Origin of the sequence: Nocardia sp. CS682 (assembly GCF_004634405.1) — a bacterium.
GTDB classification, from domain to species: Bacteria; Actinomycetota; Actinomycetes; order Mycobacteriales; family Mycobacteriaceae; genus Nocardia; species Nocardia ninae.
The window spans coordinates 793,057-813,968 of record NZ_CP029710.1; the positions used below are offsets into that span (position 1 = coordinate 793,057).

Annotated in this window: 18 protein-coding genes and 1 pseudogene; 4 read left to right on the plus strand and 15 right to left on the minus strand. The window is 67.9% G+C overall.

Going from position 1 to position 20,912, the window contains the following annotated elements:
* Positions 1-96: 96 nt before the first annotated feature.
* Positions 97-1,056, minus strand: coding sequence for an acyl-ACP desaturase (locus DMB37_RS03395; RefSeq protein WP_135231411.1), 960 nt, complete (start codon positions 1,054-1,056; stop codon positions 97-99).
* A 238-nt stretch (positions 1,057-1,294) separates the two neighbouring features.
* On the opposite strand from DMB37_RS03395, the gene DMB37_RS03400 reads away from it, so the two are divergent.
* Entirely contained in the window at positions 1,295-2,284 is a 990-nt protein-coding gene (locus DMB37_RS03400; RefSeq protein WP_135231412.1) for a hypothetical protein, read from the plus strand.
* A 187-nt stretch (positions 2,285-2,471) separates the two neighbouring features.
* On the opposite strand, the gene DMB37_RS03405 is transcribed toward DMB37_RS03400, so the two are convergent.
* From DMB37_RS03405 to DMB37_RS03425, 5 genes and pseudogenes are all read right to left on the minus strand, one after another.
* Positions 2,472-2,960: an SRPBCC family protein gene (locus DMB37_RS03405; protein ID WP_135231413.1), complete on the minus strand. Its 489-nt coding sequence runs from the start codon at positions 2,958-2,960 to the stop codon at positions 2,472-2,474.
* Positions 2,957-3,277 (minus strand): annotated as a pseudogene (locus DMB37_RS03410) (ArsR/SmtB family transcription factor); the annotation flags it as partial. The pseudogene DMB37_RS03410 and the gene DMB37_RS03405, both read right to left, overlap by 4 nt.
* A gap of 99 nt (positions 3,278-3,376) precedes the next feature.
* Complete coding sequence (locus DMB37_RS03415; RefSeq protein WP_135231415.1) at positions 3,377-4,276, minus strand: universal stress protein; 900 nt, start codon at positions 4,274-4,276, stop codon at positions 3,377-3,379.
* Positions 4,277-4,342: 66 nt separating this feature from the next.
* Positions 4,343-6,046, minus strand: a complete 1,704-nt coding sequence (locus DMB37_RS03420) for a SulP family inorganic anion transporter (protein WP_135231416.1) — start codon at positions 6,044-6,046, stop codon at positions 4,343-4,345.
* A gap of 278 nt (positions 6,047-6,324) precedes the next feature.
* A complete protein-coding gene (locus DMB37_RS03425; protein WP_206055171.1) occupies positions 6,325-7,134 on the minus strand; it encodes an NAD(P)H nitroreductase in 810 nt (269 codons plus the stop codon).
* A gap of 236 nt (positions 7,135-7,370) precedes the next feature.
* Here DMB37_RS03425 and DMB37_RS03430 point away from each other — a divergent pair, with 236 nt between their 5' ends.
* Positions 7,371-9,110 (plus strand): GAF domain-containing sensor histidine kinase, encoded by a 1,740-nt coding sequence (locus DMB37_RS03430; RefSeq protein ID WP_135231417.1) that lies wholly within the window; start codon positions 7,371-7,373, stop codon positions 9,108-9,110.
* Between the two features lie 14 nt (positions 9,111-9,124).
* Here DMB37_RS03430 and DMB37_RS03435 read toward each other — a convergent pair whose 3' ends face one another.
* The 7 genes from DMB37_RS03435 to DMB37_RS03465 all read right to left on the minus strand — a co-directional run bounded on the left by DMB37_RS03435 (position 9,125) and on the right by DMB37_RS03465 (position 15,204).
* On the minus strand, positions 9,125-10,255 hold the full coding sequence (locus tag DMB37_RS03435; RefSeq protein WP_135231418.1) for a lipase family protein: 1,131 nt from the start codon (positions 10,253-10,255) through the stop codon (positions 9,125-9,127).
* A 117-nt stretch (positions 10,256-10,372) separates the two neighbouring features.
* A complete protein-coding gene (locus DMB37_RS03440; protein ID WP_135231419.1) occupies positions 10,373-10,561 on the minus strand; it encodes a ferredoxin in 189 nt (62 codons plus the stop codon).
* A 26-nt stretch (positions 10,562-10,587) separates the two neighbouring features.
* A complete protein-coding gene (locus tag DMB37_RS03445; protein WP_135231420.1) occupies positions 10,588-11,808 on the minus strand; it encodes a cytochrome P450 in 1,221 nt (406 codons plus the stop codon).
* Positions 11,809-11,906: 98 nt separating this feature from the next.
* The gene (locus DMB37_RS03450; RefSeq protein ID WP_135231421.1) at positions 11,907-12,389 is read right to left on the minus strand and encodes a flavin reductase family protein; all 483 of its coding nucleotides are present in this window, start codon (positions 12,387-12,389) and stop codon (positions 11,907-11,909) included.
* A gap of 12 nt (positions 12,390-12,401) precedes the next feature.
* Entirely contained in the window at positions 12,402-12,662 is a 261-nt protein-coding gene (locus DMB37_RS03455) for an acyl carrier protein (protein ID WP_206055172.1), read from the minus strand.
* Positions 12,647-13,939, minus strand: coding sequence for a ketosynthase chain-length factor (locus DMB37_RS03460; protein ID WP_135231422.1), 1,293 nt, complete (start codon positions 13,937-13,939; stop codon positions 12,647-12,649). Before DMB37_RS03460 ends, DMB37_RS03455 begins: the two co-directional genes overlap by 16 nt.
* Positions 13,936-15,204 (minus strand): beta-ketoacyl synthase, encoded by a 1,269-nt coding sequence (locus DMB37_RS03465; RefSeq protein ID WP_135231423.1) that lies wholly within the window; start codon positions 15,202-15,204, stop codon positions 13,936-13,938. Before DMB37_RS03465 ends, DMB37_RS03460 begins: the two co-directional genes overlap by 4 nt.
* Positions 15,205-15,436: 232 nt before the next feature.
* Between DMB37_RS03465 and DMB37_RS03470 the strand changes: the two genes are divergently transcribed.
* Positions 15,437-16,684 carry a LuxR C-terminal-related transcriptional regulator gene (locus DMB37_RS03470; protein ID WP_135231424.1) on the plus strand — a complete coding sequence of 416 codons (1,248 nt, stop codon included), beginning with the start codon at positions 15,437-15,439 and terminating at the stop codon, positions 16,682-16,684.
* On the opposite strand, the gene DMB37_RS03475 is transcribed toward DMB37_RS03470, so the two are convergent.
* A complete protein-coding gene (locus tag DMB37_RS03475) occupies positions 16,679-17,104 on the minus strand; it encodes a nuclear transport factor 2 family protein (protein ID WP_135231425.1) in 426 nt (141 codons plus the stop codon). The genes DMB37_RS03470 and DMB37_RS03475 overlap by 6 nt on opposite strands.
* Before the next feature lie 270 nt (positions 17,105-17,374).
* Here DMB37_RS03475 and DMB37_RS03480 point away from each other — a divergent pair, with 270 nt between their 5' ends.
* Positions 17,375-18,880, plus strand: a complete 1,506-nt coding sequence (locus tag DMB37_RS03480) for an FAD-binding protein (protein ID WP_135231426.1) — start codon at positions 17,375-17,377, stop codon at positions 18,878-18,880.
* A gap of 28 nt (positions 18,881-18,908) precedes the next feature.
* Here DMB37_RS03480 and DMB37_RS03485 read toward each other — a convergent pair whose 3' ends face one another.
* Positions 18,909-20,801 (minus strand): NAD(P)/FAD-dependent oxidoreductase, encoded by a 1,893-nt coding sequence (locus tag DMB37_RS03485; RefSeq protein WP_305036217.1) that lies wholly within the window; start codon positions 20,799-20,801, stop codon positions 18,909-18,911.
* Between the last annotated feature and the right edge of the window lie 111 nt (positions 20,802-20,912).

Below are 20,912 nucleotides of genomic sequence, written 5' to 3' on the forward strand. Positions count from 1 at the left end.
GACCAGGGCAACAAGCGACAACTCAGCAACGCGGGGTGTAGTTTTGCTCAACGATCACGGCGGGCTCCCCCAGTGCCAGACCAGACCGAGCGTCACTCAGGCTCGGGCGCGCTCGCGGGCCAGCGAACGGTCGCGCTGCTCTTCGAATTTCGGGATCTTCACCGTCGCCAGGTCGTCGAGGTAGGTGGCGAGGCGCTCGCGGACCTGTTCGCCGCGGGCGGTGAAGTCGGTGCGGCCGAAGATGTTCCATTGCCGCAGCACCGGCCAGAGCACGTCCTCCAGGTGCTGACGCAGGTCGTAGACGCCGTGTTTGGCCATCAGCACGCCGTTGCGCCGGAAGTTCGGCATGCCCGCGCCGGGCATCTGGAAGTTCTGCACGATCGCGTCGATGGCCTCGATCGCCTGGTCCGGCACCAGGTCGAGGGCGGCGCCGCAGATGGTGCGGTAGAAGATCATGTGCAGGTTCTCGTCGGCGGCGATGCGCTGCAACATCCGGTCGGCGACCGGGTCGTTGCAGACCCGGCTGGTGTTGCGGTGGGTGACCCTGGTGGCGAGTTCCTGAAAGCTCACATAGGCAACGGAATGCAGGAAACCCGCGCCGCTGGCGACGTCGGCCGCGGTGGCGCCGGAGGCGAAACCGTTGGTCATGTGGATCATTCGGGCTTGCTCGAGCGCGACCGGGTCTACGCCGCGAGTCACCACCAGGTAGTCCCGGATCACGGTGCTGTGCCGCATCTCCTCCGCCGTCCAGCGGCCGACCCAGGTGCCCCAGGCGCCGTCGCGGGAGAAGTTCTCGGCGATCTCGCGGTGGTAGGAGGGCAGGTTGTCCTCGGTGAGCAGGTTCGTCACCATCGCGGCCTTGGCGACCTCGCTGAGCCGCGATTGCCCTGCCGCCCAGTCGGTCCCACCAAGCTCGGCGAAATTGCGGCCCTCGTCCCACGGCACGTAGTCGTGCGGCTGCCAGTCCTTGGTCATCGACAGGTGCCGGTGCACGCAGTCCTCGGCCATCGGTTCGAGGTCGGTCAGGATTTCGCGTTGTGTCAGATCGCGCGGCAACTGTGTTCCCTACCCTTCGCTTCGATGAATGCGGCGGAATGCCCTCGACCGGCTTCCGGCGGCTCCCATGTCACCACCGCGCGCAGCGGGCGGGCAGGGCCGAAGGTCCCGAGGCCGTAGGGTCTGATTGCCTCACAAAGACCCTGCCGGCCGCGCGCCAGAACTGAGGCCGGAGGTCCCCGGATCAGCTGCGCAAAGGCCATATCGGTGGTGCATGCACCCGGACGAAACTCGCGATATGACCGACAAAGACCCCGTGGTGCCGGACCACCCGACGATGCTGGCGGCAATGCGACTGGCTTGCCGTGCGCCGTCGGTGCACAACACGCAGCCGTGGCGCTGGGTGTTCGACGGAACCCGACTGCGCCTCTACACCGACACCGACCGCCAGCTACTGGCGACCGATCCCCGTGGGCGCCAGCAGCTGATCAGCTGCGGCGCCGGGCTGCACCACCTGCGCAGCGCCTTCGCCGCCTATCACTGGCACACCGACACGGTGCGCCTGCCCGACCCGGCTCAGCCGCAGCATCTGGCGACCGTCGAGTTCCGGCCGTGGCCTGACCCGCCCGACGGGATCCGCGCCCGCACCGACGCGATCGACCGCCGCTACACCGATCGGCTCCCGATGCTCGAGCCGCAACGTTGGGACGACATCGTGCACACCTTGCGAAAGCTGGTGTCGCCGCATGAGATCGAGCTCGACGTGCTCGACGAGAGCGCGCGAGCACGGCTGTCGACCGCTTCGGAGCAGTCGGCCGCGCTACGCCGTTACGACATGCAATACCAGGCCGAACTGCAATGGTGGACCGGACATCGTGAGATGCCGGAGGGCATCCCACCGACGTCCATGGTCTCCGACGCCGACTTCGCCCGGGTGGGCGTCGGCCGGGCGTTTCCGCCGGTGCCGCATTCGATGCGCCGTGCCGAGATCGAGGACCGCGCCCGACTCGTCGTGCTCAGCTCGACCGACGACTCCGCGATGCAGTGGCTGCACACGGGAGAAGCGCTGTCGGTGCTGCTTCTCGAGTGCACGGCCGCCGGGCTGAACACCTGCGCCCTCACCCACATCACCGAAGTACCCGCCGGCCGCCGCCTACTGGCCGGCCTCACCGCCTATGACGGCCTGCCGCAGGTCGTCGTTCGCATCGGCACGGCACCGGATGACCACGAACCGCCCCCGACCCCGCGACGCCCACTGACCGACGTGTTCACCACCCGACGTGGATGAACGTGCCGCCCGCTTTCGGAGACCTTGGTTCGGTCGCCCAGGGACCAAGGACCCTGACCGCACGGAGCGGCGCCCGGCACGCTGATCGAGCGGGCCGCGGCACTCCGCCCATGCCGCGGCCCGCTCGCACCGACAACGCCCGCGCCGAATGCAGGCACGAGAGTGGTCGGTACCCCGGCGTAGTCGATCAGCCTCGAGCATCCTGGTCGACCGCCTCGAGGTACCGCTGCAAGTAGTGTGGCCAGCCACCCTCGCCGTCGACGCCGGCGCGCACCGCCGTCCACCCGTCACCGTGGCGTTCGATATGCCGGTGTTCGAGCTCGACGCGGGTACGGTCCGCACTTTCGGCGGTGAACCGGACCTCCACCTCGCTGGTCTTGTCCGGGTCGGTCTCGATCTCCCAGCGCCCGTTGATATCCCAGCTGAACACCACCCGGTTCGGCGGCTCGTAGGCCAGCACCCGTGCCCATCGGCATACGCTGCCGTCCTCGCCTCGGTCATAGATGTGCCCGCCGACTCGCGGTTCGAACACCGTCTCGGCGATCGGGACCGCCAGCAGATTGTGCTCGCGCGGCTTTATCGCGTCGAAGCGCTCGGTGAACAGCGCGAACGCACGCTCCAATGGTGCGTTGACGACGATCTGCAACTGCACCGGTTCGACTTCGGTCTGGGTCATGACTTCTCCTGATCTTCCTCGACTACCTGTTGATACGTCGCGAGGGCTCGACTCCAGAACCGGTCGAGTTGCGCACGCAGCGCGTTCATCCCGTCCGGATTCAACTGGTAGATCCGGCGCGTACCGACGGCCCGATCCAGCACCAGCCCCGCATCTTTGAGCACCTTCAAATGCTGGGAAACAGCAGGGCGGCTGATCGGCAACTCCCGCGCGAGCTCACCGACCGCCTGCGGCTTCTCGGCCAGGCGCTCCACAATCGTGCGCCGCATTCGATCTGCGAGCGCACCCCATTCATCTCCTGCTTGGTAAGTGTCTACGAACCGTAAGTCTTCGCTTACCGAGAAGAGTTGTCAAGACTTCGACGGACAGCAAAAGCGCGGGGCCGAGTGTTCTCGACCCCGCGCCCGGCGGTGCGGTCAGCGTTCGCGCACGACGATCATCGGCACCTCGACCGAGTGCAGCAGTGCGTTGCTGGTCGAGCCCAAAACCATGCTGGTGAATCCCCCGCGACCGTGGCTGCCGACGACAACCAGTTGGGCGTTCGACGATTCGTCGAGCAACGATCGAACAGGCCGATCCGCCACCACGATTCGGCGCACCGCGACATCGGGATAACGATCCGCGTAACCCGCCAGGCTCTCCGCGAGCACCGCCTCCGCGGACTGCTGCGCGCCATCCCAGCCCGCGACCGGCAGATCGAAACCACTGGTGTCACTCCAGGCATGCAACGCGGTCAGCCCCACCTTCCGACGCGACGCCTCCTCGAACGCAAGCTCCACCGCACCCACACTGTTATCGGTGCCATCCACACCCACCAGCACCGGCTGAGTCGCCGACACGGCATCGATCGCCGCACTCCCGTGGATGACCGCGACCGGACAATGCGCATGATGAGTGGTAGCGGTACTGACCGAACCCAACAACCCACGCTGGAACGCACCCATCCCCCGGCTACCGACCACCAGCATCCGCACCCGCGCCGAACGCTCGATCAACATCGGGATCACCAACTCGAACGACACCTCACTGGTGATGCGCGCCGCCGCACCCGGCGCCGCCGTGCGGGCCACCCTGCTGGCCTCGGTCAGGACTCGCTCCCCGTCGACACGCAACCATTCCAGATCCGTCTCCCCCAACCCCAGCCCCGGCCCGTACCCAGGCCGGATCGCCATCGAGGTGAGCAGGTGCAGTCGGCAGTTGTGCAGTACGGCTTCGACCGCCGCCCACGCCGCCGCCTGATACGAGCTCGCCGACCCGTCGACAGCGACCAGAATCGTCGGTTCTCGTGTTGCGTTCGAGGGACTTTCGGCTGCCATGGTCTGTCCTTTCGGAGGGTCCGCCATCGACTTCGAGCATCGCGCTGTCACCGGCGGAGAACAAGGTCACCCATCGGGCGACCGCTTCTCGCGGTCCGCCTCGTAGGCGGCTACCGCCGTGGGCAGAGTCGGATAGAGGTGGTGTTCCCCGATCGCGGCGGTCAACCCGAAGGCGTCCAGGTCGTCGCGCAGATCCCGCTTCACCCTGGCCATCGCGAAGACGATGTCCCGCGCGGCCAGGTCGGCCCGGAGCTGTTCGACGGCGTCGAGGGCGGTGAGGTCGACCTCCACGTTGGCTTCGACGTTGAGCACGAACCAGCGCACCGGCTCGCCGCCGTGCTCGGTCCACCAGTCGACCGCCGCGAGCGCCCCGCGGTGCAGGTCCTCGGCGTTGGCGAAGCACAGGGGGGCGTCGTAGCGGTAGATCACCAGTCCCGGAACGGGTTTCGCGCCTGGATAGTCGTCGATGTCGTGCATGCCCGCCAATCCCGGCACGAAGCCGAGGACGGCATCGTGGGCGCGGGCGATGCGCCGCAGCAGGTCAAGAGTCGACAGCGCGATCGCCACCAGCACGCCGTAGAGCACGCCGAGGGCCAGCACGGCCGCGACGGTGCCCAGCGCGAGAACCAGCTCGCTGCGCCGGAATCGGGCGATCCGCCGGAACTCGGCCACATCGATCAGCCGCAACGCCGCGTAGATGACCAAGGCGCCCAACGCCGCCGACGGGAACGCCGCGAGGACGTCGCGCGCACCGAGCAGCACCGCGAGCACACTACCTAGCGCGACAACGGAATACAGCTGCGTGCGCGCGCCCATCGCATCCGCGATCGTGGTCCGGCTGCCGCTGCAACTCACCGGGAACCCGTGTAGCACCCCGGCCGCCACATTGGTCGCTCCGAGCGCGGCCAGCTCGGTGTTCGCCTCGACGCGATAGCCGTTGCGTACGGCGAAGGCCCTTGCGGTGAGCGCATTGTCGGAGAAGCCGACTACCGCAATGCCGACAGCCGGCAGAATAAGCGCCGCCACATCGGCCACCGCGACCCCGGACAGGCCGGGTACCGGGATGCCCGCAGGGATCGTCCCGACGACCCGAATGCCGTAGCGCTGCAACGAGAAAACCGCCACCACACCGGTGGCGAGCAGCACCGCCAGCAGTGGGCCCGGCACCCGCGGCGCACGCCAGGCCAGCACCAACAGCCCGCTCAACACCGCCGCCGCGAGCACGCTGGTCGGCCAGTGCCACTGGTCCAGCTGGGTCACGAACGAACGCAGCTGCGCGACAATGGATTCCCCGCTCACCGGAACCCCGCTGACCCGCCCGAGCTGACTGGCGATCATCATCCCCGCCGTGCCCGCCAGATACCCGATCAGCACCGGCCTGGACAGCAGATCCGCCAGCACCCCCAACCGCGCGACCGCCGCGAGCAGACACACCCCGCCGACCAGCAACGCCAGCACCGCCGCGAGCGCGGCATACCGCTCGGGATCGCCGAGCGCCAGCGGAGCCAGCGCGACCGCAGTTAGCAACGCGGTCGTGGACTCGGGCCCCACCGACAGCTGCCGCGAAGTAGCCAGCAGCGCATACACGGCCAGCGGCCCGAGCACCGCCCACAACCCCACCACCGGCGGCAACCCCGCGACAGTCGCGTACGCCATCACCTGCGGAACGAGATACGCGGCCACGGTGATACCAGCGACCAGGTCGGACCTGAGCCACGCCCGCTGGTAGCCATCGAATTGCCGGAGACCCGGCAGAAAACGTGCCAGCACTGTCTCAGCATTGTGCCCTCCGCAGGACGATGGGGGATCAACTACCGGAGGTCCCTCGCCCTGTGTCGCGTCGACGCCCGTACGCCCGCCGGCGTCTGCCACCTCCTGAGTGCCCGCTCGGCCGCGCTGTTCGATCACCACCACGCGGTCCCCCGCGTCGACCGCCGCCGCGGCCACCCCGTAGTGGAACCCGTCGGGCGCAGTGTCGAAGGCGGCGGGCCGTGATCCTCCTGGGTGGAATCGCGCTCATGCCGACGCCGTGCTGCTTCCCAGCACATTCAGCAGGGACCCGGGTGACTGCGGCAAGCCCAGCTTCGCGCGTCCTCGAGAGTCGGCTCCGGCGATCCGGTGCCGGTCGGTGCCCAGCCGATGCGGACGACGGCCTGCGGGTGCGCGGTGCCGTCGAGCACGCCTGCGCGGACGGTGCGGCGCAGCTCCGAGGTCTCGAGGGGTCGGGTGAGCAGGGAGGTGGCGAGGCCGATGTTGGTGGCGGTCAGCAGGACTGCGCTCAGGGCCTCGCCTGCGCGCAGCCGGGAGGTTCGGTCGTCGGCGGTTGTGCCGATGACAAGCAGCTCGGCGAAGTCGGGATCGGGTGTTCGGTAGCTCGGGTCGATCACCTGTTCCCGGGCCGGATCGGTGGCTCGGCGCACGAGGGCACCCAGGGCGGTGGCGCGTTCGGTCACCAGGCCTAAACAACCGGGCGGGATCGGTAAGGAGGTGAAGTGCCGGTGGTCGGTGTGCCTGCGCGAAATGGCCGCGCTCAGTGCGATCTCCACCGGCGTCGGGCGATGGCGCAGCAGCCGCACCGACGCCAGGTGGTTGGGCTGGGCGGGGTTCGGTAGTCGACGGACCACCGCGGACCAGCCGAGCGCCGCGAGCGCGACTCGTAAATGGTGTAGGGACGCACCGCAACTCAGCACCGGCTCACGCTGCTCGGGATCGGCCGCCCAGGCCGGATCGAGGTAGAGGTGGATGGAACGGCTGCCGATCTGCCAGCGCCACGGCTGGGTGTCAACTACCGACGGCGCTCGCGCCGCGAGTGCCAATGCGGTCTCGAGGGTGGTGCTGTCGGGCAATCCGTAATCCATGTCGCGTGCCTCCGTCTCCTGTCGCCCCACCGTCGCACCGGCGTATCGGCCCGGGTAAGAGGAAGACGGCCTTTGCCCGTAGGACTTCCGACGCCGATCGCCCGGCGCGCAGACCTCACGGCGTCGGCAACCTCATCGGTCTCGAGCCGACCTCGAAGCCGAGGCCAAGACCGGCCCGCCGGCCCCAGATCCGGCGGGAGGAACCCGAAACGTCCGAGCGTGAAAGAATCCAGGGCATGGACCGCGAGCCGCCTGCCGCAGCCGGCCGAACGCCGGTGACCGAAACGCTGTCGCAGCTACGGCTGCGCGAGCTGCTGGTCGAAGTCCAGGACCGGATCGCCCAGATCGTCGACGTCCGCGACCGCATGGACCGCCTCATCGAGGCGATGCTGGTGATCACCGCCGGACTCGACCTCGACAACACCCTGCGCTCGATCGTGCACACCGCCATCGAACTGGTCGACGCCGGCTACGGCGCGCTCGGCGTCCGCGAAACCGACAAGGCCAGCTTGCAGCTGTCGGAGTTCGTCTACGAGGGCATCGACGACCGGACCCGCGTGATGATCGGCGATCTGCCCCGGGGCCACGGCGTCCTCGGTGTGCTGATCCAACAGCCCAAACCCATTCGGCTAACGAACCTTTCGGATCATCCTTCCTCGGTGGGGTTCCCCGCGCACCATCCGCCGATGAGCACCTTCCTCGGCGTCCCGGTCCAGGTCCGCGACGAGGTCTTCGGCAATCTCTACCTCACCGAGAAGGCCGGTGGTCAAGAGTTCACCGAGGACGACGAGGTCGTCGTGCAGGCGCTGGCCGCGGCCGCGGGTATCGCCATCGAGAACGCCCGCCTCTACGAGCAGTCCCGGCAGCGGCAGCAGTGGCTGGAGGCGACCCGCGATGTGGCCACCGAACTGCTGGCGGGCGGCGAGCCGAACGAAGTCCTGACGTTGGTCGCCGACCGCGCGTTGACGCTCACCGAGTCGTTGTGCACCTTCCTCGCCCTGCCCGAGGACCCGGACATTCCGCAGGACGAGGTGGCCGAGTTGGTGGTGGTCGCCGCCGCGGGCGCCGGCGCGGAAGTGTTGCTCGGACAACGAATCCCGGTCGAGGGCTCGCATTCCGGCGCCGCGTTCCGGGACGGGCATACCGTCGCGGTCGACAAGCTCGCCTACACCGCCATGTTCGACGCCGCCGCCACCTTCGGTCCGGCGCTCGTCCTTCCGTTGCGCGCGGGCCAGTCGGTCATCGGCGTGCTCACCACCTTGCGGCCCACCGATGCGCCGCCGCTGGACACGGCGGCGCAGTCGATGATGGCCGCCATCGCCGACCAAGCCGCACTCGCCCTGCAACTGTCGGACAACCAACGCCAACGCCGCGAACTCGACGTGCTCTCCGACCGCGACCGCATCGCCCGCGGCCTGCACGACCACGTCATCCAACGCCTCTTCGCCGTCGGTCTGTCGTTGCAAGGCACGATGCAACGCGCGCGGATGCCCGAGGTCAAATCACGTCTCGCCGAGACGATCGACGACGTGCAAGCGATCGTGCAGGATATCCGGCACTCGATCTTCGACCTGCAGAGCAACACCACCGCCGACTCCTCGAAATACCGAAAACACTTGCACGGCATCATCGTCGACATGACCGCCGACACCGGCCTGCGCACCACCGTCCGCCTGGCCGGCCCGGTCACCGTCCTCGCCCCACCCCTGTCCGACGACGTCGAAGCCGTCCTGCGCGAAGCGGTCAGCAACGTCGTCCGGCACGCCTCCGCCACCACCGTCGCGGTCGAACTCAAGATCCGCGACGACGTCACCATCGAGATCACCGACGACGGCACCGGCGTCCCCGCCGACAGCACCCGCCGCAGCGGCCTGGCCAACCTCGCCGCCCGCGCCGAACAAGCAGGCGGCACCTTCAGCATCGACAACAACCCCGGCGGCGGCACCGTGCTGCGCTGGTCCGCCCCGCTGCCTTGACGCCGCACCGGTCGCTACCGCCCGGTCGGGAGTATCCGCTGCAAGAATTCCACCCCGGCGTCGAATCCGGGGCCCATGATCCCCTCATGATCGGTGTCGAAGGTGCGGTACTCGTATTCCGTTCCGGCTAGCGCGAATTCGTTCGCCAAGGCCTGGGTCAGCAGCGGCGGCACCGCGACGTCACGAGTGCCGTGCCCGAGGAAGATCGGCTGGCGGTATCCGTCGGCCGGTATCCCGACGTAGTCGCCGATGGCGCGGCGGGCAGGCTCCTCGAACAGCGGGCGCGCCAGCAGCTCGCCGAGCCCGCGCCCACCGATGATCGCCGGCCACCGGTCCTGGCATGCGGTTCGCAGCTCGCTCAGCACCTGGGCACCGGCGCGGGTCAGGTAGGGGGTCAGGTCGAAACTCGGGTGGGTGGCCCACATTCCGGCAAGGAAGGCAATGAGCAGCACCGACGCGCCCGCTATCGAACTGTCCAGCAGCGGTGAACGGGGAATGTACGGTCCGGCCAGCGGAAACAGGTACTCGAGCTGAGATCCCGGCGCCAATGCCGCAGTGCCGCGGAAATCGAGTTCGGGCGCGTACGTCGAGGCCAGGCGGGCGGTGGCCAACGCCGCGTGACCGCCCTGCGACACCCCGAACACCGCCCAGCTCTTCCCGACGGAATCGGTGAATTCTCGTGCGGCACGGACGATATCGATGGTGGCGGTGGCCTCGGTGCGGGCATGCAGATACGGGTGCACCTGCTCGGCGACCGGGCTCAACCCGAGGTAGTCGGTGGAAACAACGGCGTAGCCAAGGGAATTGAGCCTGCGGAAGTACAGTACATCCACCGGCATAGTGGCCGAAGCCGAAGCACCACAGGTCGGGCCGAGCCCGCCCGCCCCGTGATCGAAGGAGATCATCGGCCAGCCACCCGCGGGCGCGGGCCCCGACGGCACCATCACCAGGCCACGAGCGAGTGCCGGACCACCATCGGAGCCTTCGGTGCGATACGTGACGATGTAGCCATCGCCCCACTCGGCTGGAAAGCGCTGTGTCGCAACCAAATCCCCGGGCTCGCCACGCGCCACCGGCCCCGCGACAGACAATGCACACGACGCGAGTCCGACGGCGAGCAGCCACCGAATCGCCGTGCGGATCATCGGGCCCCCGCCCTACCCGAACACCAGAAATATTCGAAAATCATACTTTTCAATATTGCCAGCGAGTGCCGCCCTCGCAAGCCCCCAGACCGAGGGTCAGCACATCCGCCGGAGGGACTACTCCGTCAACGCTAGTGCACCGGAGGGGCAGAGGTCGACCGCCTCGCGGACCGCGGGGTCGTCGATGGCGGCGGGGTCGAGCACTTCGACCAGGCCGTCGTCGTCCCCTTGGTCGAAGACGGCGGGGGCGGTGAGTGCGCACAGTCCTGCGCCGATGCAGACGGCTCGGTCGGCGGTGATGCGCATGGGGTCTCCTTTCGGGCCTGCGTCGGTCACCAGGTGACCGGAAGTTCGTTCACGCCTTGAATTGTCGAGCCTGGTCGCAGGATCAGCTGTGCCACGGGCACGGCTACGCGCAACGTCGGGATGCGTTCGAACAGCGCCGCGAGGGCTATCTCGAGTTCCAGCCGGGCCAGGTTCTGGCCGAGGCACTGGTGTACGCCGTAGCCGAACGAGAGGTGGTGGCGGGCCGATCGGTGCACGTCGAAGGTGTCCGGATCGGCGAAGACCGAGCCGTCGCGGTTGGCGATGGCATTGCTGACGATCACGCCGTCGCCCGCCCTGATCAGGTGGCCGTCGATCTCGATGTCGGCCGTCGCGAATCGACCGCCGCCGACGTCGGCGATGGCCAGGTAGCGCAGCAGTTCTTCGACCGCACCCGGAATGAGGCTGGGGTCCGCGCGCAGGGCGGCGTGCTGATCGGGGTGGGCCAGCAGGGTGATCACCGAAAGCGCGATCATCGATGCCGTCGTCTCGTGGCCTGCGACCAGCAGCAACATCGCGGTCGCGACCAGTTCTGCCCGATCGATACCGCCGTGCGCCAGTTGCTCGGCGGCCAGCGCGGACAGCAGCCCGGTACCCGGTTCTTTCTGCAACCTGGTGATCAGCCCGTCCAGATAGGTCTCGACTTCCGCCCGCGCGCCGATCGCCTCCGCCGCGGTGGTCCCGTGCACGATCCGCCCGCTCGCGTCCCGGAACAATTCGTGGTCCGCGTACGGCACCCCGAGCAGTCGGCAGATCACCAGAGACGGCACCGGCAGCGCGAACCGGCCGACGAGGTCGGCGGGCGGTCCTGCGGCGAGCAGATCATCGACGCAACCATGCACGATGCGCTCGATGTCGGCCCGCATCCGCTTGATCCGCTTCACCGTGAACTCGCTGATCAGCATCCGCCGCTTGACGGTGTGTTCCGGTGGATCGAGGGCGATGAACATCCGCGGGCGGTTCCGGAACAGCTGGAAGCGCGGCGACACCGCGGGGAAATTCGGATGCGACCGATCCGAGGAAAGCCGCGGGTCGCCGAGCAGCACGCGGGCGGTCTCGTGCTTGGTGACCACCCAGGCCGGGCGGCCGTCGAAGAGGGTCACCCGGCGCAGCGAGTCGTCGCCGTCCCGGAGTCGGGAATACTGCTCTGGTAGCTGATAAGGACAGGTCCGGTCACTCGGGTAGGCGGGGGCTTGATCGGTTCGGGGCGGCGCAACAGGGTCGGACATCGTTCCCCTCGAGCTCGTAAAATGCTCTTGCGTACTCTCTTTGAGAGTAGAACGACTTACCGGGCAACGCAGCTGAACGACCGCCCCGACCCCTCGCGCTACACCAGTTCGGCGAACCTGCGGTCGCAGTAGACCGCGGGCGGTAGCTCGCTCGGGGCGCAAAGCTGTTCCACCGCACCGACCATGATCAGGTGATCGCCGGCCGGTCGCCGGTCGTGGACCGTGCACTCCAGCGCCGCGACGCAGTCGGCGACCACCAGCCCGCCGCGCGCGGTCGGCACGAAACCGCCCGCGCCGAACTTGTCGCCGTTCTTGCTGGCGAACCGGCTCGCGAGCGCACCCTGGCCGGTGGCCAGGATGCTCACCGCGAACCGGTCGGCGTGCGCGAAGACGGGGTAGCAGTTCGCTTTCCGCGCCAGGCAGACGAGCACGAGCGGTGGCTGCGCGGAGACCGAACAGAACGAGCTGGCCGTGAAGCCGACCGGTCGCGGCCCGTCGGTCGTGGTGACGATCGTGACGCCGCTCGGATAGCGCGCCATCACATCGCGGAAGAGCACGGCCGTATCGGCGGTGGCAGGCATGAAGACTGCCGCCTACGCCGCGTCCGAGGCGGCCTCGTTGACGAGCGCGATGAACTCACCCGGCGTGCGCAGGTCGATGAGCCGATCGTCGGGCACGCCGACACCGAACTCCCGCTCGATCCGGGCCGCGGACTCCATCAGCGCCAGCGATTCGTAGCCGAGATCCTCGAAAAGGGTGTCCGCGAATTCGGTGTCGGACACGGGCCGGTCCGGTTCGCCCGCGCTGGCGATCAGGATGCGTCGCAGGTCGTCGATGGTCATGATCTTGCGCATGATGTCTCCTCTGATTGTGCATGGTGTTCGGACACGGCGGGACGGGCGGGCCAGCCGCTCGCCTGCCGTACGACCACGGCCGAGTTGAATCCCCACAGGCCGCGGGCGAGTACTAGGGCGGTCGAGACCCGAGCCGGTCGCGGCACCTGCCGCACCAGATCGAGCTGGTAGTCGTCGGGCACGTCGTACGTGCCCGTCGTATGCGGGAGCACGCCGTCCCGGATGGCGAGCAGCGCCGCGGCGACATCGAGCGGCCCACCGCCCGAATACAGCCGTCCGGTCAGCGTTTTCGGCGCCGTCACCGGCACACCCCGTGGGCCGAAGATGTTGCCGATGGCCGCTGCCTCGGCACGGTCGGCATCCGCAAGAGCCACCGCGTCGGCGAAAACGACGTCCACCTCGGCGGGCGTGATACCCGCGTCGGCGAGCGCCAGCTCGGCCGCGCGTTGCAGGCCGGGCGGCCGCGGCGAACCGGGCGGCGGATCGAAAGTCGATGCGTACCCGGCGATCTCGCCGTACGCGTGGTTCGCGCCACGCGCCCTGGCCGCGTCGGGATCCTCCAGCATCAAGATGGCTCCGCCCTCCCCCGGCACGAAACCCTGTGCCGCGCAATCGAATGGCAGATACGCACGTGCTGGATCGGTCGCGTCGCTGAGACGCCCGCCGGCGATCTGGGAAACCCAGCCCCATGGATCGAGCGCAGAGTCGACGCCGCCGGTCACCACGCACGGCGTCCCGCGCCGGATGGTCCGCCGTGCGTGGCCGATGGCGTCGAGCCCGCCGGCCTGCTCCGCGACCAGGGCGCTGCTCGCGCCGCGCATACCGTTGCGGATCGAGATCTGCCCGGTATTGACCGCGTAGAACCACGCGAACGACTCGTAGACGCTCACCGTCTGCGGCCCCTGCGACCACAGCTTCTGGAACTCCCGGTGGGTGAATTCGAAACCGCCGCAAGCGTTCGCGGTGACCACGCCCATGTCGTAGTCGACCAGCTCGCCGGACTTCAGCTCGGCGTCCGCGATGGCCAAGTCGGCCGCGACGAGTGCCAGCCGGGTCGAGATGTCGGTTTGCGGCAGCAACCGGTCGGGCAGGTGATCCGCGGCGTCGAAGCCGGTGATCTCGCCCGCCAGTCGCACCGGATAGCGCGCCACGTCGAACCGGGTCAGCCGATCGATCCCGCTGATACCACGCAATGTCGCGTCCCAGAACTGTTCGAGCCCAACGCCGTTCGGCGCGACCACGCCGATGCCCGTCACCACGGGGTTGCCGGTGCTCATCGAGTCGTTCCTTCCGGGCGGCGCAGCACCATCGCGCTCTGGAAGCCGCCGAACCCGCTGCCCACCGTGAGCACGGTCCGCACGTCGAGTTCGCGCGCGACGCGCGGCACGTAGTCGAGGTCGCATTCGGGATCGGCCTCATGCAGGTTCGCCGTGGGCGGCACCACCCCGTACTCGAGCGCGAGCGCGGACGCGGCAATCTCCACCGAACCGATCGCACCCAGCGAATGCCCGACCATCGACTTGATCGAGCTGACCGGGGTCCGATAGGCGTGCTCGCCCAGCGCGCGCTTGACGGCCGCCGTCTCGTGCCGGTCGTTCTGCTTGGTGCCGGAACCGTGCGCGTTGATGTAATCGATGGCGGTGCCGTCGATGTGCGCCTCGTCCAAGGCAGCGCGGATGGCCTCGGCCATCTCACGACCGTCGGTCTTCAGCCCGGTCATGTGGTAGGCGTTGCATCGGCTGGCGTACCCGCTGATCTCGGCATAGATGTGCGCGCCCCGGCGCCGGGCGTGCTCGTAGCGCTCCAGCACGAACATCGCCGCCCCTTCCGCGAGCACGAAACCGTTGCGGGAGCGGTCGAATGGACGCGACGCGTGCTCGGGATCGTCGTTATTGGTCGTCGTCGCCTTGATCGCGTCGAAGCACGCCACGACGATCGGTGTGATCGGGGTGTCCGTGGCGCCGGCGAGCATGACGTCGGCGCTGCCCTCGCGGATCAACTGGCAGGCATGACCCACCGAGTCCAGCCCGGAGGTGCATCCGTTGGAGACCAGCGACACCGGCCCCTCCGCCCCGACCGTCCAAGCCACCTCCGCGGGCATGACGCTGGGCGCCAGGTAGTCGAACATGTGCGGGGACAGCCACTCGTAGTCGACCAGCCAGTTCCGGCCGGAGTCGGACAGCACGAGATACTCGCGCTCCAGGCTGGTCGCCGCGGCCACCGCGCTGCCGAGGGTGACCCCGACCCGATGCGGGTCGATCGACTCGAAGTTCAGCCCGCTGGCCGCCACCGCGTCACGCGCACACACCGTCGCGAACTGGGTGGCCCGGTCCATCCGGCGGATCTCGCGCTGGCTCAAGCCTTCCCACACCGGGTCGAAATCCGCCTCGGCGGCGACCTGGGAGCGGTAGGGCGACGGGTCGAAGAAGGAAATTCGCCGGGTAGCCGTGCGACCTTCGGTCAGCAGGTTCCAGAATTCCTTGATGCCGTTGCCGCCAGGGGCACGGACCCCTATTCCGGTAATCACCACGCGGGGGGTCATCGCGCGGAACCAACGGGCTCGGTGATCATGGTCATCTTGCTCAACACGACCTCTCTCCAGGGTTGATGTCTGGAGTAATGCTGGGCGGCCCGGCTCGAGTCCTGGTCGAGCACAGCTCGGTCGCGGCTCGGTGATACCGGCGACACCCGTGGCCGGGCGACGTATTCTCGGGCATATGGAAGGCGGGGCTTGGGGAAATTCGGCAAGGGCCTTGGCATCGGCGAACGAATTGATGCGTTCGCCACTCAGCGGAATTCTGGCCACCCTGTCGAAGATTCTCCTGGAGCTGATCGACCATCGCGCGCTGATCATGCTCACCGGCGACTGCCCGAAATCGCCGCTGTGGGCGACGGGCGACGCCGAGCTCACCGAGTGCGTCAGCACGACCGAAATGTCGGCGCTGGCACGGGAAGTCGATGTCGGCACGCCGAGGTTCGGGCGCGCGGTGCTGGCCGGTGCGCCGCGCGACGTGCTCGCCTTCGCGGCGTCCCCGCCCAACTCCGCGGGCGCGTTGCTCGCGGTCGTCACCGATGGCGACGTCGAGCCACCCGCGGCGACCACTGAAACGGTGCAGCAGCTGTGGGACCTGACCACGGCACGCATCCGCGACTTGATCCAGACCGTCGCCCCCGTCGAATCCTCGGGGCTACTCGCCGGCGGCGATCGGGTCCGCGCGATCGCCGACCTCGCCGACGAGCACGCCGCCACCCTGTCCACGCTGCTGGCCGCCCTGCGGGCCCGGGACCTCGACGACGCGACGGCCCGCCGGACGGCCGTCGACATCGCGGTCTCCGCGATCATCAGGCACCGCTCGGTCGACGACGTCGACCGCGTCGCCGACATCCTCGGCGAGGAGCGGGCCGACCGGGCCTATACCCGGCTGTCGGACATGCTCGGCATGCTCTCGCACTACGGCGCCGTCACCCTCGAATACTCGGCGTTCGACGGCGGCCAGCGCCACATTCCCTCGCATGTCACCGAGATCGCGCGGACGGTCGCGCGCGGCTGCGTCCTGTCGATGCTCGCGCAGGACGGGATCAGCCGGATCCGGGTGTGCTGGGAGCTGGCCGACACCGAACTCCTGATGACGATCCGCGACGACGGGCCGGGCACGCTCACCGTCGAGTCGTTCACCCCGCACCGGGTCACCGATCGGGTGGCCGTGCTCGGTGGGTCGCTCGAGCTCGACGCGGTGCCCGGCTGGGGCGCCACCGTCACCATCCGGCTGCCGCTGCTGGTCCGCGAGATACCGCGCTCCGACCTGCGCAGCACGCTGAATCCGCGCGAAGTCGACGTGCTGCGCCACCTCGTGCTCGGGCACCGCAATCGTGCGATCGCCGACGACCTGCACATCAGCGAGCACACGGTGAAATTTCACGTGGCGCGGATCCTGAAGAAGCTCAACGCGGGTTCGCGCGGTGAGGCCGCGGCCATCGCCCGATCGCTGGGCTTTCCGACCGCGGCGTTGCCTAGATCATGACGGCCAGTCCGACAACATCTCCGCGACGCTGGAGCCCTCCGGCACCCCCTGATGCACGTCCCATTTCTCGGCCAGCAAACCGTCCTCGATGCGCCAGATGTCGACCACGATCGCGACGGGGCCGTCCGGCTCGAGCTGCACCAGGCCGTGCGTCCATACGTGGTCGTCCTCGGCCACCATCCGCCGAATCGTCAAGGTGAACTCCGGAAACGGATCACCGACCTCTTTGCGGAAGGTATCCACGGTGCGCTGCCGCCCCACTCCCACGCCCGGATGATGGTTGACGAAATCCGGTCTGAGCAGTTCGGCGGCGCGGTCGAAGTTCTTCTCGTTGTAGAACAGCCGGATGAAATCGCTGACCAGCGTCTTCTGCTGCGTCAACGCGTCTGCCCCCACCACGGTCGTGCTGTTCGATTGCATGGCCCTCCCTTGCCGACGTTCGAACCTGTTCGCCCTCCCATCCTCACACTTACGCGCAGCAGGCAGAACTAGCCGGTCGAGTAGCCGAACCCGTACCTTCGAGCGATTGTCCGCCCGCCCGGCCTGGCGATAACCTCACCGCAAGGGGATGGATTTCTTTTCTGTGCCTTGGCGTCCGCGACCGATCGGCCGGGCGCCGGATGTTTTATGCGAGCATTACGGGAGGGTGCTGTGCAGGAAATTACGTCGACTGCAACGGAATTCGGGCCGGTGATCATCACGCCCGACAGCAAACGTTATCCACAAATGGTCGTCGGATGGAACAGAAGGTTCGTCGCCGCACCGGAATCGGTCTGGCTGGTCGGTAACACCGAGCAGGTCGTGCGGGCTGTACAGGAGGCGGTCGACTCCGGCAAAAGAATATCCATTCGCGGCGGCGGCCATTCGTATGGGGATCTCGTTTACCACTCCGCAGCCGAGATCATTCTCGACATGTCGCAGATGAACGCCATCTATTACGACCGGGACCGCTGCGCTTTCGCGATCGAGAGTGGCGCGTTGCTCATGGAAATCTATGAAACGCTGTTCCGCGGTTGGGGTGTCACGCTGCCCGGCGGCGTATGTCCGTCGACCGGTATCGCCGGTCACGCGACCGGCGGCGGGCACGGGCTGCTGTCCCGCCTGCACGGCAATGTCAGTGATCTGATCGAGGCGGTCGAGATCGTCGTGGTCGACGCCGACGGCTGCGCCAGGGCGGTGGTCGCCTGCCGCGACGACACCGGCGCGCTGAACGATCTCTGGTGGGCGTGTTCGGGCGGCGGCGGTGGCAGCTTCGGCGTGATCACCCGGTTCTGGTTCCGTTCGCGCGACGCCTTCGGCGACGATCCGGAGATGCAACTGCCCCAACCACCTACGGAAGTTCTCATCCACACGCAGTTCATTCCGTGGGCGGTACTGGACGAGGAGAAGTTCTCGAATCTGCTCCGCAATCACGGGCAATGGCATGTGGACAACAAGCATCCGGACTCCCCCGGCCGGGAGTTGGCGGGCATGATCTTCGTGGGGCATGTGTCCGGCGGCGGCATCGGGATGCTCACCCAGGTCGACGCCACCGTGCCCGGTGCGGAGAAGCTGCTCGACGACTACCTCGCTACCGTCACCGCGGGCACCGGCATCACCGGCCCGTTCCCCCGCCGCAGGCTGGGCTGGTGGGCCTCCACCGAGACGGTCGACACGAGCAATCCGACGGTGATGACCAACGCGACGCTGCGCAGCACGGTCAAAGCGGCCTACTTCCGGGAGAACTTCACCGACGAGCAGATCGCGGCGATCTACCGGAACATGACCCGCTCCGACTACCAGGCCCCGCCGCCCGGCGCGGCGGTGCTGCAGCTCGGCGCGATCGCCGGCGGCAAGGTCAACTCGTTCAGTTCAACGGAAACGCCGGTTTTCCAACGGAATTCGGCCTTCTTCGCCTGGTTCCAGGCCTACTGGACCGAGGCCGCCGACGACGACATGCACATCAACTGGGTCCGGGATATCTACGGTCAGACGTTCGCGTCGACCGGCGGATATCCGGTGCCCGGTGATCGCTACGAAGGCTGCCAGATCAACTCGCCGGACCCGGATATCTTCGATGACCGGTACAACCAGTCCGGTGTCGCCTGGCCGACCTTCATGTTCGGCGACAACTACGACCGGTTGCAGCGCGCCAAGTGCACGTGGGACCCCAATGACGTTTTCCGGCATTCTTTCTCGATCCGCTTGCCCGACTAGGCCACATGGGTGTTCCGGCGGGTTGCGATCAGCAGAGATCGTAATCCGCCGGATTCACCCGCTTGGTGCGCGCCCAGTATTCGCGGGCGGTGAACGGCCAGTTGACCGCCGAGCGGCCGTTCTCGTTGTACCAGCCGCCCACTGTCGTCCGCTGCCAGGCGCGATTGCGATTGCCGTTGTCGACCCGAGCGTTGTAGGCGTCGTGCACGTCTTTGCGGACCGTCAGCGCGCGTTTGCCGTTCGCCAGCAGCAAGCGGATCGCGTCGAGGATGTAGGTCGTGCCGCATTCGGAGAAGTACACGATGCTGCCGCCCTGGCCGACCAGATTGGTGTTCGGCCCGTACAGGCAGAACAGATTCGGGAACTGCGGCACGGTGATCCCGAGATACGCCCGCGACTGGCCGTTCCACATCTCGTGCAGGTCGACCCCGCTCTGACCGGTGACCCGCATCGGCAGCAGGAACTCCGACGCACGAAAACCGGTGGCATAGATGATGACATCGGCTTCGAACTCGGTGCCGTTCGCGACCACTCCGGCGCAGCTGATCCGCTCGATCGGGTCGCACACGAGCCGCACATCGGGTCGTTTCAGTGTCGCCAACCATCGACCGTTGTCGCGCAGCACTCTTTTGGCGCCGACCGGATACCTCGGGATCACCTTGTCCCGCAGTTCGGGCGCATCGTCGAGCTGAGCCTGCATCGATTGCAGCAACGACGCACGCAACTCCTCGTTCCGCGCCGACACCGCGTGCTCGCTCGGCGGATAGTCCTCGTCGACGATCCAACCCTCCAGAATCCCCCGCAGACCCGGGGCGAACAGCCAGAAGCGGTACCACTGCAAGTAATACGGCACCTGCGCGAAGAGCCACTGCGCGCCTTCGGACAGCGCGTCGTGATAGTGCGGGGTCGGCCGCAGCCACGGCGGATTGCGCTGGAACACAGTGATTTCCGCGGGCGTGCCGGCGAGCGCGGGCACCAGCTGATAGGCGCTCGCCCCGGTGCCGATCACCGCGACCCGCGCGCCGGTGAGGTCCACCGAATGATCCCAGGACGCCGAATGGAAAGCCGGTCCGGCGAATTCGTCGCGGCCAGGGATGTCCGGCAGTCGCGGGCGATTGAGCTGGCCGACGGCGCTGATCACCGCGTTGTGCCGGACGGACTCGTCGCCGTCGGGACCGCCTGTGGTCAGCTGCCAGACCATTTCCCGGTCGTCCCAGGCCATGTCGCGAACCTCGGTGGCGAACCGGATGTGCTCGGTGAGGCCGTGCTGGGTGGCGAAGTCGCGCAGGTAGTTCAGCACCACGTCCCGCGTGCAGAAGTGTTCGGGCCAATCAGCTTTGGGCGCAAACGAATAGTTGTACAGGTGGCTGGCCACGTCGGTGCGGCAGCCGGGGTAGGAGTTCTCGAACCAGGTGCCGCCGACCTCGGGATTCTTCTCGTAGATCACGAAGTCGACGCCGGCCTGGGCGAGCCGGTACGCGGCGAGCAATCCGCTGAAACCCGCGCCGACGATCGCCACGCTGAACGGGCCGGCAGCGCCGGCAGCGGTCCAGCGCGGCGCCTTCGGGTCGTGCTCGGGTAGCGCGATCTCCTCGCTGAGCAGTCCGATGAGTTCCGAGGTGTCTGAGCCCATGGCCCAGGTAGTGATCGCCCGCAGCAGGGCCCGGTCGGGCGGTGCCGCGGGCGGTCCCTCGTCGCGCAGCCGCCGTAACGCCGCGAAGGCCACCGCTCGGGCTTGCGCCTGCTGGGCGTCGGTCAGGCCACCCTGCGGCGCGAACAGCCAGCCCGGTGCGCGCAGGTCGTCGCGCAGCACGGACAGGTCGCCGGTGAGGTGGGCAACGGTCATCAGCATCGCTGGAAGTTCCGCATGGTCGAGAAACGCACGCAACTCGTCGTCGGCCGCGGTGATCGCCGGATTCATGACGCTCAGCGTCGCGGTGCCCGCTCGGATTCCGGTCGAATCCGGCTGGTGCCGGGTGCCCCAGCGGGCATCGAGCGGATCTCGACTCGCCGCTGCGACCGTGGTCTCCGA